The 13,249-nt window shown below is 67.5% G+C and carries 15 protein-coding genes and 1 tRNA gene; 12 read left to right on the forward strand and 4 right to left on the reverse strand.

What is annotated here, in order from left to right:
- Nucleotides 1–2 precede the first annotated feature (2 nt).
- Complete coding sequence (locus ACWIKC_RS01460; RefSeq protein WP_454598369.1) at nt 3–161, reverse strand: DUF1674 domain-containing protein; 159 nt, start codon at nt 159–161, stop codon at nt 3–5.
- 55 nt (nt 162–216) lie between these two features.
- Here ACWIKC_RS01460 and ACWIKC_RS01465 point away from each other — a divergent pair, with 55 nt between their 5' ends.
- The gene (locus ACWIKC_RS01465) at nt 217–1,470 is read left to right on the forward strand and encodes an RsmB/NOP family class I SAM-dependent RNA methyltransferase (protein ID WP_454598370.1); all 1,254 of its coding nucleotides are present in this window, start codon (nt 217–219) and stop codon (nt 1,468–1,470) included.
- Here the strand turns inward: ACWIKC_RS01465 and msrA are convergent.
- Nucleotides 1,467–2,006, reverse strand: a complete 540-nt coding sequence (gene msrA, locus ACWIKC_RS01470; RefSeq protein WP_454598371.1) for a peptide-methionine (S)-S-oxide reductase MsrA — start codon at nt 2,004–2,006, stop codon at nt 1,467–1,469. The genes ACWIKC_RS01465 and msrA overlap by 4 nt on opposite strands.
- Nucleotides 2,007–2,145: 139 nt before the next feature.
- Here msrA and ACWIKC_RS01475 point away from each other — a divergent pair, with 139 nt between their 5' ends.
- From ACWIKC_RS01475 to ACWIKC_RS01515, 9 genes are all read left to right on the forward strand, one after another.
- Nucleotides 2,146–2,997 carry a class I SAM-dependent methyltransferase gene (locus ACWIKC_RS01475; protein ID WP_454598372.1) on the forward strand — a complete coding sequence of 284 codons (852 nt, stop codon included), beginning with the start codon at nt 2,146–2,148 and terminating at the stop codon, nt 2,995–2,997.
- A gap of 71 nt (nt 2,998–3,068) precedes the next feature.
- Nucleotides 3,069–3,944 carry an N-carbamoylputrescine amidase gene (gene aguB, locus ACWIKC_RS01480; protein ID WP_454598373.1) on the forward strand — a complete coding sequence of 292 codons (876 nt, stop codon included), beginning with the start codon at nt 3,069–3,071 and terminating at the stop codon, nt 3,942–3,944.
- Between the two features lie 14 nt (nt 3,945–3,958).
- Nucleotides 3,959–4,453, forward strand: coding sequence for a 2-amino-4-hydroxy-6-hydroxymethyldihydropteridine diphosphokinase (gene folK, locus ACWIKC_RS01485; protein ID WP_454598374.1), 495 nt, complete (start codon nt 3,959–3,961; stop codon nt 4,451–4,453).
- A gap of 41 nt (nt 4,454–4,494) precedes the next feature.
- Nucleotides 4,495–4,570 (forward strand) — tRNA-Lys (locus ACWIKC_RS01490).
- A gap of 111 nt (nt 4,571–4,681) precedes the next feature.
- The gene (locus ACWIKC_RS01495) at nt 4,682–6,127 is read left to right on the forward strand and encodes a cytochrome ubiquinol oxidase subunit I (RefSeq protein WP_454598375.1); all 1,446 of its coding nucleotides are present in this window, start codon (nt 4,682–4,684) and stop codon (nt 6,125–6,127) included.
- Complete coding sequence (cydB, locus tag ACWIKC_RS01500; RefSeq protein ID WP_454598376.1) at nt 6,127–7,134, forward strand: cytochrome d ubiquinol oxidase subunit II; 1,008 nt, start codon at nt 6,127–6,129, stop codon at nt 7,132–7,134. Before ACWIKC_RS01495 ends, cydB begins: the two co-directional genes overlap by 1 nt.
- Nucleotides 7,134–7,256: a DUF2474 domain-containing protein gene (locus ACWIKC_RS01505; protein ID WP_454598377.1), complete on the forward strand. Its 123-nt coding sequence runs from the start codon at nt 7,134–7,136 to the stop codon at nt 7,254–7,256. The genes cydB and ACWIKC_RS01505 overlap by 1 nt, the downstream gene beginning before the upstream one ends.
- A 99-nt stretch (nt 7,257–7,355) precedes the next feature.
- Complete coding sequence (locus ACWIKC_RS01510) at nt 7,356–7,934, forward strand: TIGR04282 family arsenosugar biosynthesis glycosyltransferase (RefSeq protein ID WP_454598378.1); 579 nt, start codon at nt 7,356–7,358, stop codon at nt 7,932–7,934.
- Nucleotides 7,931–8,653 (forward strand): glycosyltransferase, encoded by a 723-nt coding sequence (locus ACWIKC_RS01515; protein WP_454598379.1) that lies wholly within the window; start codon nt 7,931–7,933, stop codon nt 8,651–8,653. The genes ACWIKC_RS01510 and ACWIKC_RS01515 overlap by 4 nt, the downstream gene beginning before the upstream one ends.
- Before the next feature lie 18 nt (nt 8,654–8,671).
- Here ACWIKC_RS01515 and ACWIKC_RS01520 read toward each other — a convergent pair whose 3' ends face one another.
- Entirely contained in the window at nt 8,672–9,688 is a 1,017-nt protein-coding gene (locus ACWIKC_RS01520) for an SDR family oxidoreductase (RefSeq protein WP_454598380.1), read from the reverse strand.
- Between the two features lie 10 nt (nt 9,689–9,698).
- A complete protein-coding gene (locus tag ACWIKC_RS01525) occupies nt 9,699–10,751 on the reverse strand; it encodes a methyltransferase domain-containing protein (protein WP_454598381.1) in 1,053 nt (350 codons plus the stop codon).
- Between the two features lie 76 nt (nt 10,752–10,827).
- Between ACWIKC_RS01525 and ACWIKC_RS01530 the strand changes: the two genes are divergently transcribed.
- Complete coding sequence (locus tag ACWIKC_RS01530; protein WP_454598382.1) at nt 10,828–12,246, forward strand: dihydrolipoyl dehydrogenase family protein; 1,419 nt, start codon at nt 10,828–10,830, stop codon at nt 12,244–12,246.
- Nucleotides 12,243–13,226, forward strand: coding sequence for a radical SAM protein (locus tag ACWIKC_RS01535; RefSeq protein WP_454598383.1), 984 nt, complete (start codon nt 12,243–12,245; stop codon nt 13,224–13,226). Before ACWIKC_RS01530 ends, ACWIKC_RS01535 begins: the two co-directional genes overlap by 4 nt.
- Nucleotides 13,227–13,249 lie beyond the last annotated feature (23 nt).

Here is a 13,249-nt window from a genome sequence, read left to right on the forward strand (position 1 = left end):
CGTCAGAAATCGATCGCGATGCCGTCCTTGACCCAGTCGCCGTAGCGCGTGGGGCTCAATTCCTCGTCCATCTCGGGCTGCTTGGGCGCCGGCGGAGGCTCATTGGTCCAGTGAGGGGGCTTCTCGAAGCCCTCGGGCCGCTCGGTTGCGCGTTTGTCCATACCTATCAAATGCGCAGGCTGGCGCGTGGTTTCAAGGGCGGGTAGGGGACGGGCCATGGCCATGCCCCCCGGTTTCCCCGCGCGCCGCGCCGCGCTGCGCCTGCTCGATGCCGTGCTGCGCCGCGGCGAGACGCTCGATATCGCCTTCGGTTCGGCGACCGGCGACGTCCGCCGTTTCGAGGACAAGGCGCTGACCCGCGCCATCGCCAGCGAAGTGCTGCGCTGGCTGGGCGATTTCGACGCGCTGATCGACAGCGCCACCAAACAGATCCTGCCCCCCGACGCCAAGGTGCGGATGGTGCTGCGGATGATGCTGGCGCAATGGCTGCGGCTCGACACCCCGCCGCATGCGGTGCTGGCCACCGGGCTGCCGCTGCTCGCGGGCGGGCCGCGGCGGCTGGCGCATGGGGTGTTCTCGACGCTAGAGAAGCGCGAGCGGTTGCTCCCTGACAGGCCGACACTGCCGGCATCGGTGGCGGCGCGCTGGGGCGATCGGGCCGAGCCGATCGCGGCCGGTCTCGCCAATCCGCCGCCGCTCGACCTGAGCTTGCGCGATCCCGCGCGCACCGCCGATCTCGCCAATCAGCTCGCCGCCGACAGCCTGATGCCCGGCCAGCTGCGCCTGCCCCGCGGCGCAAGCGTCGAGAAATTGCCCGGTTTTGCCGAGGGCGAATGGTGGGTCCAGGATCTTGCCGCCTCGCTGCCTGCGCGGCTGCTCGGCGCAGGTGAGGGGCGCCACGCGCTCGATCTGTGCGCCGCGCCCGGCGGCAAGACGCTTCAGCTCGCCGCGGCGGGCTGGCAGGTGACCGCTCTCGACATTTCCAAGCGGCGGCTGGAGCTGCTGCGCGACAATCTCAAGCGCACGGGGCTGAAAGCGGGGATCGTCCGCGCCGATGCGCTGGCCTGGGAGCCCAAGCACCGCTTCGACGCCATTCTGCTCGACGCGCCCTGTACCAGCACCGGCACCGCGCGCCGCCACCCGGACGTGCTCCACCGCATCGGCTCGCGCCAGATCGAGGAGATGGTCGAACTGCAGTCCGCGCTGCTCACCCGCGCGGCTGACTGGCTCAATCCCGGCGGGACGCTGGTCTATGCGGTCTGCTCGCTCGAGCGCGAGGAGGGCGAGGAGCAGGCAGCGAGTGTAAAACTGACACCCGTGCCCATCTCCGCCGACGAACTGCCAGCCGGGATCGCGCCGACGCACGAAGGCTGGCTGCGCACCGATCCCGGAATGCTAGCTGACCAGGGGGGTCTCGACGGTTTCTTCGTCGCGCGCTGGCAGGCTCCCGCCACCGCTGAGCGGTCTTAGGCGTCGGCCTTCAGATACTTCTGAAAGCTCTTGCGCAGCTTCATCAGCTTGGGCGGAATGGTCGCCTGGCAATAGGGATTACGCTGGCCTTCGCCGCCCCAGTATTCCTGGTGATAATCCTCCGCAGGATACCAGGTGGACGCGTTTTCCACCGTCGTCGCCGCAGTGCCGTCGTGCTCGGCATTCCAGCGCGCGATCGCGGCCTCGGCTTCGCCACGCTGCGCGTCGTCGAGCGGGAAGATGGCGCTGCGGTATTGTGTGCCGACGTCATTGCCCTGGCGATTGAGCTGGCTCGGGTCGTGCGTCCCCATGAACACATCGAGCAGATCGCCGAGCGAAATGACCTCGGTGTCGAAGCTGACCCGCACCGCTTCGGCGTGACCGGTGGTGCCGCTGCACACCTGCTTGTAGGTGGGATCGGGCTGATCGCCGCCGATATAGCCGCTTTCGACCTCGTTCACGCCGACGACGTCGTTCATCACCGCCTCGGTGCACCAGAAGCAGCCGCCTGCCATGATTGCCTGTTGGGTAGCCATTGAAATCTCCTTTGCCTGTCAGATAGGAAGCCGGTCCCCGCTTGTCATCGGCGCTTGTCATCGGCGCCTGTCATCGGCCGCTTGTCATCGGACAACCACGCGGGCAATGTCCTCGCACAGAGTTCAATGGAGAGAATCGATGCGTCACCTTCTTGTCGCCTGCGCCACTGCTGCGCTTGCCACCACTGCACTTGCCACCCCCGCTGCCGCGCACCAGCATGGCAGCGGCGATGCGCATGCCGCGCACAATCCTTCGCAGCACGCGATGATGACCGCGCTGGCCAGCCCCAACCGGGCCGAGGACACGGCGCGCGATACCTGGCGCAACCCGGCCGAAACGCTCGCCTTTTTCCAGGTCGAGCCGGGCATGACGGTGGTCGACTATATGCCCGCCGGCGGCTGGTACACCCGCGTGCTGGTTCCCTATCTGGGGTCGCAGGGCCGCTATGTCGGACTCACGCCCGACCCCGCCGCCGCCGATGGCGAGCGGTTTGCCAATTATTTCGGGGGTCTGCCTGCCAATTTCGCCGAGGCTTCGCCGGGCTGGAACCTCTCGGGCGCGCCGGTCGCGCTCCACGCTTCGCAGGATATTCCCGAGGAGCTCAAGGGCACCGCCGACCGCGTGCTGGTGTTCCGCGAAATGCACAATCTGCTGCGCTCGGGCGTGATGTACACCGAGCTGACGCGGATCCGCGGACTGCTGGCCGATGACGGCATGCTCGGCATCGTCCAGCACCGCGCCAAGGCGGATGCCCCGGCCGATTACACGCTCGGCAGCAATGGCTATCTGCGCCAGGACGATGTGATCGCGCTGGTCGAGGCGCACGGTTTCGAACTGGTCGACACGAGCGAGATCAACGCCAATCCCGCCGACACCGCCGATCACGAGGGCGGCGTATGGCAGTTGCCCCCGTCGTGGAGCGGCAAGAAGCCCGAGCTCGAAAATGTCGGCGAGAGCGACCGGATGACGCTGCTGTTCCGCAAGCGCTAAGGGCTCTCGCTCCGGCAGCGCCTGTTTCGCAACTGGTGGACTTCGCCGTCTGCGCGAAATAAGCGCTGCCGATGCGCACGCTCACCCTCGCCGTCCTCCAATTGCCGCTCGCCGACCCCGACGAGGCGCGCAATATCGCCGCGGTTGCCGCGCTGGTGGCGGAGGCGGCGGGCGAGGGCGCACAGGTGATCCTTCCGCCCGAGCTCTTCGCGGGCGAATATTTCTGCCGCGAGGAGGACGAGGCGCTGTTCGCACGCGCCCGCCCGACCGCATCGCATCCCTCGGTGCTGGCGATGCAGGAACTGGCGGCAAAACATCGCGTCGCGATCCCGACCAGCTTCTTCGAGCGCGATGGCCATCACTATTACAACACGCTGGCGATGATCGGCCCCGATGGCGCCATCATGGGCACCTATCGCAAGAGCCACATCCCCGATGGGCCGGGCTACGAGGAAAAATACTATTTCCGCCCCGGCAATGACGGTTTCAAGATATGGGAAGTGCCCTGCACCGGCGGCACTGCCACCATCGGCGTCGGCATCTGCTGGGACCAATGGTACCCTGAATGCGCGCGGGTGATGGCGCTGAAAGGCGCAGAAGTGCTGTTCTACCCCACCGCGATCGGCTCCGAACCCTATGACGCCGATCTCGACACCAGCCGGATGTGGCGTCGCGCGATGGTCGGCCATGCGGTGTCCAATTGCATGCCCGTCGCCTCGGCCAACCGCATCGGCGCCGAAGGCCCCGCGGATCGCGCGCAAAGCTTCTACGGCCACAGCTTCATAACCGACGAATGGGGCGATCTGGTCGCCGATTACGGTGCCACGGAAACCGGCGTGCTGCTCGCCACGCTCGATCTCGACCGCGCGGCCACCCACCGCGCCGGGATGGGGTTCTTCCGCGACCGCCGCCCGCAGCTCTACACCCGGATCTGCGAGGATATCTGATCGCGCGCGCCGGGATGAGCCATCGCTATCTCCTCGCGCTGGGATCGAACATGCGCGTGCCCGGCATCGGAGCGCCGCGGGCGGTGTTGGGGGCGGCGATCGCGCATCTGGCGGAGCAGGACGTCGCGCTGCTGCGCTCCTCGCCGGTCATCGACAGCGCCGCCCTCGGCCCTGCGCTGCGCCGCTACGCCAATGCCGCGATCGTCGTCGAGACTGCGCGCGACCCGGAAACGATGCTGGCTCTGATCGCGCAGGTCGAAAGCGCCTTTGCCCGGCGCCGCTCGGGCCAGCGCTGGCGCGCGCGCACGCTCGATATCGATATCATCCTTTGGAGCGGCGGGGTGTTTCATTCCGCCGACCTCACCATCCCTCACCCGCGTTTCCGCGAACGTCGCTTCGTGCTCGGCCCAGCGCGCGCGGTCGCGCCCGACTGGGTCGATCCGCTGACCGGCGCGAGCCTGAGGCAACTCGATGCGCGCTTGACCCGGCCCCGCCCGCTGCCTAGGTGACGCGCCCGTGCCGGACACCCCGGCCGCGAAGGCGTGCGTGCGGGCCCTTAGCTCAGTCGGTAGAGCAACTGACTTTTAATCAGTAGGTCGCTGGTTCGAACCCAGCAGGGCTCACCACGCTTTTCGATACATCCTTTAACGGTGCACGGGGCTTCACTTGCAATTCGTGCATCTGAGGATGCGCCGTTTCCGCTACGGGGAAAAAGCGGGTAAGCCTATTGGACCGCCATGTTCGATAATATCGACGCCCTGCTCCTGGCCCGCATCCAGTTCGCCTTCACGGTGAGCTTCCATTTCATATTTCCGGCCTTCTCGATCGGGCTCGCGAGCTATCTCGCGGTGCTCGAGGGGCTGTGGCTGAAGACCGGCAAGCCGATCTATCTCGACCTGTTCAAATTCTGGCTCAAAATCTTCGCGATCGCTTTCGCCATGGGTGTCGTTTCGGGCATCGTGATGAGCTACCAGTTCGGGACCAACTGGTCGGTCTTCTCAGACCGCGCGGGGCCCGTCATCGGCCCGTTGATGGCCTATGAAGTGCTGACCGCCTTCTTCCTCGAGGCCGGTTTCCTCGGCGTCATGCTGTTCGGGATGAACAAGGTCGGCAAGAAGCTCCATTTCGCCGCCACGCTGATGGTCGCGGTGGGCACTTTCATCTCCGCTTTCTGGATTCTCTCGGTCAACAGCTGGATGCAGACCCCGACCGGCTTCGAGATGGGTGCCAACGGCCAGTTCCTGCCTGGCGACAGCTGGGCGGCGATTATCTTCAACCCCAGCTTCCCCTACCGCCTCGTGCACACGCTGATCGCGGCCTATCTTACCACCGCCTTCGTGGTCGGCGGAGTGGGCGCTTGGCACCTGCTGCGCGACAAGGCCAACCTCCACGCGCGCAAGATGTTCTCGATGGCGCTGTGGATGGCGGCGATTGTCGCCCCGGTGCAGATTTTCGCGGGCGACATGCACGGCATCAACACGCTCGAGCACCAGCCGCAGAAGGTCATGGCGATGGAGGGGCACTACCAGAGCCACCCCGAGGGCGCGCCGCTGATCCTGTTCGGCATTCCCGACAGCGAGGAGAAGCGGGTCAAATATGCGGTCGAGATCCCCAAGCTTTCCTCGCTGATCCTCAAGCACGATCTCGACGCCCCGCTCGCCGGGCTCGACACCATTCCCGACGACGAGGAACCGCCGGTCGGGATCGTGTTCTGGTCATTCCGGATCATGGTCGGAATCGGCTTTGCCATGCTCGGGTTGGGGATGTGGAGCCTGGTCGCGCGCTGGCGCGGCAAGCTCTACGACTGGCCGCTGCTGCACCGCGCGGCGCTGGCGATGTCGCCTTCGGGCTTCGTCGCGGTGCTCGCCGGCTGGATCACCACCGAGGTCGGCCGCCAGCCTTTCGTGATCTACAATCTGATGCGCACCGCCGATGCCGCGAGCCCGCTCGATGCCCCCGCGGTGGGCGCCTCGCTGCTGGCCTTTGTGGTGGTCTATTTCAGCGTCTTCGGCGCGGGCACATGGTATATCCTGCGGTTGATGAGCCAGACGCCGCACAGCGGTGAGACCGGGGTCAAGCGCGGCGACACCGGACCGATCCGCACTGCCGGCATCACCCCCGGCCCGACGCAAAACCCGGGTAGCGCCGAAACGCTGCCGCGCAATCGCGAGGAGGCCGAGTGATGGCGGTGAATGTCGATCTTACCACCGTCTGGGCCTTCATCATCGCCTTTGCGGTCTTCGCCTATGTGGTGATGGACGGGTTCGATCTGGGGATCGGTATCCTGTTCCCGACTTTCGATGTGGGCCCCGAACGCGACCGGGCAATGAACTCGATCGCGCCGGTGTGGGATGGCAACGAGACCTGGCTGGTGCTGGGCGGCGGCGGCTTGTTCGCAGCCTTTCCGCTGGCCTATGCGGTGATCCTGCCCGCCACCTATCCACTGATTATCGCGATGCTGCTGGGGCTGGTGTTCCGCGGGGTGGCCTTCGAATACCGCTGGCGCGATCCCGGCCACCGGCGATTGTGGGATGCGGCCTTTACCGGCGGCAGTATCGTGGCGGCGATGGCGCAGGGGATGACGCTGGGCGCGCTGCTCCAGGGCATCGAGGTGGTCGATCGCGGCTATGCCGGCAGCTGGCTCGACTGGCTGACGCCCTACACGCTGCTGACCGGGGTCGGGACCGTGGCGGGCTATGCATTGCTGGGCGCGGCCTGGCTGGTGTGGAAGCTCGACGGGCCGAGCCAGGAACACAGCCGCAGGCTGGCCAAACGCGCGGCCTGGGCCACCTTCGTGCTGATGGGCGCCGTCTCGCTCTACAATTTGCTGCTCAACGTCGAATACGCCGAGCGCTGGCTGAGCGCGCCCGAAATCTATTACGCCGTGCCGATCCCGATCCTGACCGCCGTCATCGCGGTGATGCTGCTGCGCGCGCTGAGCGTGGAGCGCCACAGCAAACCCTTCTGGCTGGCGCTGGCGCTGTTCTTCCTCGGTATGGCGGGGCTGGGCGTGACCATGTGGCCGTATGTCGTGCCGCCCGACATCACCATCTGGGATGCCGCCGCGCCCGAGCGCAGCCAGGTCTTCATGCTGATCGGGGTGGCGATCACCATGCCGCTGATCATCGGGTACACCGCATGGGCCTACTGGGTGTTTCGCGGCAAGGTCGGCCACGAAGGCTACCATTGATGGCGCCCCCCGAAGAGCGGCCCTTGTGGCAGCGGCTCGGCTGGATGGCGGCGATCTGGCTGGCGAGCATCAGCGTGCTTGGGGCGGTGGCCTTTGTGCTGCGCTTCTGGCTGAACGGCTGAATTCCCGCTGCGGCAGGGCCTTTGCAACCTGCAAGCCATGTGCAATCGCGCTGCCATGACACCTACAGCCTCCTGCAACTTGCCATGCGCGATCCGATCATGAGCGCAGCACGGCTCACCATCTTCGCGCGCTGGCCCGAGGCCGGGCGAGCAAAAACCCGGCTGATCCCGGCGCTGGGTGCCGAGGGTGCGGCCGCGCTCTACCGCCGCCTGCTCGAACACACGGTCCGCGAGGCGCGCGCTAGTGGGCTGCCGATCGAATTGCGCGTGACCGGGGGCGAGCCGGCGCGCTTTCACGACTGGCTCGGGGCCGATCTGGCGGTGACGGATCAGGGCGAGGGCGATCTCGGCGCGCGGATGGCGCGGGTCGCGGCGCCGGCGATCCTGATCGGCAGCGATTGCCCTGATTGCGACGCCGCCATGCTGCGCCGCGCCGCCACCGCGCTGGAGCGCGCGCCAGCGGTGGTCGGCCCCGCGAGCGACGGCGGTTATTATCTGCTTGGCATGACGCGTGCCATGCCCTTCCTGTTTCACGACATGGCGTGGAGCACCGAGCAGGTGCTGTCCGAAACGCTGCGCCGCTTCGCGTTGCAGGGAATCGCGCCCGCCATGCTGCCCGAGCTCGGCGATATCGACACCCCCGCGGACCTCGCGCGCTATCCCGAATTCGCGCCATGAGCGTCACCATTGTGATCGTCGCGCTCGACGAGGAGCTGGCGCTGCCCGCGCTGGTCGAGCGGCTCGCCGCGCTCGAGCCCCGGCCGGTGGAAATCCTCCTGGTCGATGGCGGGAGCATGGATGGCACCATCGCCATCGCGCGCGAGGCCGGCTGGCGGGTGCTGGCGGCGGAGCGAGGCCGTGCGCTGCAGATCAATCTCGGGGTCGCGGCCTCGCGTGGCGAGCTGGTCTGCGTCCTCCACGCCGACACGCTGCCGCCGACCGACATGGTCGCGGTTATCGAGCGGGTGCTCGCCGACCCGCGGACTGCATTGGCGAGCTTCACCCCGGTTATCCGCGGCCCCGACAGGACCCGCTGGGTCACCACCGCGCACAATTGGGCCAAGACCTGGTACGCGCCGCTGCTCACCCGGCCGCATCTGTTTTTTCAGGGGGTGCGGCTGCTGTTCGGCGACCACGCGATGTTCTTCCGCCGCGCCGAATTCCTCGCGCTGGGCGGTTGCAACCCCGGCGATGCGGTGATGGAAGAGGCCGATCTGTGCGTCAAATTCGCAGCGCTGGGGCGGATCCGCATGGTCCCCCGGATGGTCGAAACCTCCGACCGGCGCATCGCCGCCTGGGGTCCGCTCAAGGCCAACTGGATCTATTTCAAGGTCGGGATGCTCTGGGCCTTCGGCCTGCGCAGCCGGATGGCGAAGCACTATCCCGACGTGCGGTGACGCCAACCGGGTTAGACGTCACTCCGCCGGGAGGAAGCCAACCGCGATGCAGTGGTCGATCAGTCGGCGGATGTAGGCTTCGCCGGTCGGCGGGCAGGCGCGGCCGGTGAGGGTGCGCAAGGCGGCATCGTCGAATCGCGGGTCGCGCTGGAAATAGCTGGCGTAGAGCCCGGCGATGCGCCGGAACAGCCGCCGCTCGAGAGGCGCGAGCGCGGCGGGGTCGAAATGTTCGGGCGCGACCAGCGCGGGTTCGTGAAAGTGCGGATAGGAACCGATCGCGGCGGCGAAACGCGCGACCGGGAGCGGCTGGCCCGAGACGAGGTGGAAGGTGCCGCCCGCCGCCTGCTCCATCCGTTCGGCGATGGCGACGATACCGTGCGCGACATGATCGATCGGCACGAAATCGAGCGTCGCGCCCGGGGTGGCGGGCATGGCGCGCACCCGGCCCTCGGCGATCAACTTGAAGGCGGTGTAGGTGGTGTCGAACTGGCGGATCGCGCCACTCTCGCTGTCGCCCAGCACGATCGCGGGGCGCGCCACCGCCCAGCGTAGATGGCTCTGGCGCACCAGCCGCTCGCCCGCAGCCTTGCTCGCTTCGTAGCCATTGGCGAAACCGCTTTCGGGCAGCGGATCGTCCTCGCGCACCAGGCCGTCGCGGGTGCCGCAGACATAGGCGGTGCCGATGTGGAGATAGTCCATGCCGCCCGCCTCGGCCAATGCCAGCGCATGGCAGGTGCCGTCGACATTGACGCTGCGGTAATCGGCCTCATCGAGATCGAAGCGCACCGTCGCGGCGCAATGGATCAGCAGCTCGTGCGCAGCCGCGACCTCGGCAAATTGCGCCACGTCCCAGCCGAAACGCGGCTGCGAAACATCGCCTGCCACGGTCTGGGTTACCGGAACCAGGGACCCGTCATTAGCGCGGATCTCGCGGTTGGAGTGGATCAGCGCGGTGATACTGTGCCCGCGCGCAACCAGCAGCTTGCACAGCTCGCCGCCGAGCAGGCCGGCCGCGCCGGTGACGAGGATCTTCATCGACGGGCGCTCAGCAGCAGGGCGCAGGGGGCTGGGGATCGCCGCCGGTCGCGCCGAAGGGAACCGCCACGCCGCAATCGGGAAAGACCCCGTAATGGGTGGCGAAATCGCCGAGGAAGTCGAAATGCCCGGCGAAGCGCGTGTCGGCGAGCATCCTCCAGCTGTTGCCGCAGATCGGGAATATCCGCCTCGCCTCGATATGGTGGTGGCCGTCGAGTTCGAAGACCCGCTCCTGCCCCGGCACGGTGCCCTTGTAGCGCACCGCCTGGCCGTAATCCTCGCACTGGCCTTCCAGCCCCTCGAGCTTGAACAGGCGGTAGGTCGCCGAATGGAAGGGGATGCCGGCGAGCTTGTCCTGCAGCGCGGGATCCTCGATTGCCAGCGGGCGGCTGGTCACCAGCCGCGGATCGCGAAAGCCCGCGGACTTGGCCAGCGCGACGAAATCGCCCCAGTAGAGCGCGCCCGAGAGGCACTCGCCATGCAGCACCGGGTCGTCGCGCAGATGCCCGGGCACGCGGCGTTCGGCATAGACATCGGAGAAATAGAGCTCGCCGCCCGGTTTGAGCAGCCGCCACGCGGCATCGAACACCGCGCGCTTGTCGGCCACCAGATTGATGACGCAATTGGAGACGATGACGTCGAAATATTCCTCGGGCAGATCGAGTTCGAGCAGCTTCTCGATATCGCCCTCGAGGAAGCGTGTGTTGGCCTGCGCATAGCCGAAGCGCTCGCGGTGCCAGTCCTCGTGGCGGCGGGCGACATCGAGCTGTTCCTGGGTCGCGTCGATGCCGGTGACCGAGCCCGACTCGCCGACCATCTGCGCCAGCACATAGGCATCCTGCCCGCTGCCCGAGCCCAGATCGAGCACATGGCAGCCCTCAATCGCTTGCGGCGCGACCAGCCCGCAGCCGTAGTAACGGGCGCGAACGTCGTCGTGCACATTGCGCAGCGCCGCCATCACCGCGGGCGGCGGCGCCTCGGCGGTGCAGCAGGCATCGGTCCGGAGATCGGCGGAAGTGGCGAGCACCTTGCCGTAATAATCCTGCGAGTTCTGGAGATTCATCGGGCTTGCGGGTCCTGCTGTCGCGAAGGGGGGCTTCGGGCTCGCTTTGTCAGCATAATCGGCTAGGGGGCAAGCCATGAACTTCACCCATGACGTTATCGTGATCGGCGGCGGCGCCGCGGGGCTTACTGCTGCTGGCGGCTGCGCGCTGTTCGGGCTCGACGTCGCGCTGATCGAGGCGCGCGAAATGGGCGGCGAATGCCTCAACGATGGCTGCGTGCCGTCCAAGGCGCTGATCGCCGCCGCCCGCCGCGCGCAGGAGGCGCGCACCCCGCTGCGTCATGGCGTCATGCTGGCGAAGCCGCGGGTCGACTGGCGCGGGGTCCATGCGCATATCCACGCCGCCATCGCGGGAGTCGCCCCGCATGATTCGCAGAGCCGCTTCGAGGAAATGGGCTGCGAGGTGTTTCGCGACTGGGCGAAGGTTACCGGCAAGCATACGGTCAAGGTGGGCGGGCGCACGCTGTCGGCGCCGCGGATCGTGATCGCCACCGGCTCGCGCCCCGCGCTCCCCCCGATCAAGGGGCTGGCCGAGGTGCCCTATCTCACCAATGAGACGCTGTTCGACCTGACCGAGCGGCCCGAGCATCTGGTGGTGGTCGGCGGCGGCGCGATTGGCATGGAGATGGCGCAGGCCTTCTGTCGGCTGGGGAGCGCGGTCACGCTGGTCGAGCCCGGAGCGCTGCTGGCGCGCGACGATGCGGACAGCGTCGCCATCGTGCGCAAGGTGATGGAGGGCGAGGGGGTACGCTTCGTCCAGGGCAAGGCCAGCAAAGTCGAGGCGCGCGACGAGGGCATCCGCCTCCATGTCGGACAGAACGAGACCATCGAGGGCTCGCATCTGCTGATCGCCACCGGGCGCGCGGCCAATGCCAAGGGTTTCGGGCTCGAGGATGTCGGCGTGAAAATCGGTCCCAACGGGATCGTGGTCGACGAACGGCGGCGCACTTCGCTCAAACACATCTATGCGATCGGCGATTGCCGCGACGGGCCGCGGCTGACGCATGTCTCGGGCTATGAAGGCTCGAACGTCGCGCTGGAGATCACGCTGGGCCTGCCGACCAAGGTGAACTGGTCGGCGCTGCCGTGGTGCACCTACACCGACCCCGAGGTGGCGCAGGTCGGCATGACCGAGACGGATGCGCGCGAGAAGTACGGCGATGCGGTGAGCGTGGTGGTCGAGGGCTTCGACGACAACGAGCGCGCCATCGCCGATGGCGACACAATCGGCCAGCTCAAGCTGGTGCTCAAGGGCAAGAAGGTGCTTGGCGCGAGCATCGTCGGCAAGCATGCGGGCGAGCTGCTGCTGCCCTTCAGCCAGTCGATCACAGGCAAGAGCAGCACATTCGCGCTCGGCTCGGCGGTGATCGCCTATCCGACGCGGAGCGAGATTTCCAAGGCGGCGAGCTTTACCGCCTGGGAGCCGACGGTGTTCGGCGCGGCACCCAAGAAATGGGCCGGCCTGCTGGCGAAGCTGCGCAGGCGGTTCGCGTGAGCCGGGCGGCGACCCGCAACGCGCCCACCGGACCCTCGCCCTTCCGGGTCGAGGCGCCTGCGCTGTCGCGCGCCAAATTCGCCGACCCTGACTGGACGGCCGCTGGCGAAGCGCGCGCCAGCGTGCCGCTGAGCCGGCTGGAGACGCTGTGGCTCAACACCGGCACGCTGTGCAATCTGGCCTGCGCGAGCTGCTATATCGAGAGCAGCCCGACCAATGACGCGCTGCTCTATCTGACCCGCGCGGCGGCGCTGCCCTTCCTCGACGAGGCGGAAGGGCTGGGGACGCGCGAGATCGGTTTCACCGGGGGCGAGCCCTTCATGAACCCCGACTTCCTGCCGCTGCTCGAGGAGACGCTGGAACGCGGGTACGCGGCGCTGGTGCTCTCCAACGCCATGAAGCCGATGCGGCGGCACGAGGCGGCGCTGATGGTCCTGCGCGAACGCCATGGCGAACGGCTCACGCTGCGGATCAGCCTCGATCATCACACCCAGGCGGTCCACGAGGGCGAACGCGGCCCGCGCAGCTGGGCGCCCGCCATGCAGGGGCTGCGCTGGCTGTCGGACGAGGGCTTCTCGCTCGCAGTCGCGGGCCGCATGGTCCCCGGCGAAGACGAGCGAGAGGCGCGCGCGCATTACGCCGCGCTCTTCGCGCGCGAGGGTATCGCGGTCGATGCGATGGATCCGGCGCGGCTGGTGCTGTTCCCCGAAATGGACGCGGCGGCGGACATCGCCGAGATCACCACGCAGTGCTGGTCGATCCTCGGCAAGTCGCCCGCCGATATCATGTGCGCGACAAGCCGGATGGTGGTCCACCGCAAGGGTGAGCCGCGCCCGCGCGTCGCCGCCTGCACGCTGATCCCCTATCACGCCGATTTCGATCTCGGCGACAGCCTCGCCGAGGCCGCGGGCGAGGTCGCGCTCAACCATCCACATTGCGCCCGTTTCTGCGTGCTGGGCGGGGCGAGCTGTTCCGCATGATCGCGGGGGTTCGCGGATAGCTT

This window comes from Qipengyuania sp. SM2507 (genome assembly GCF_053714505.1).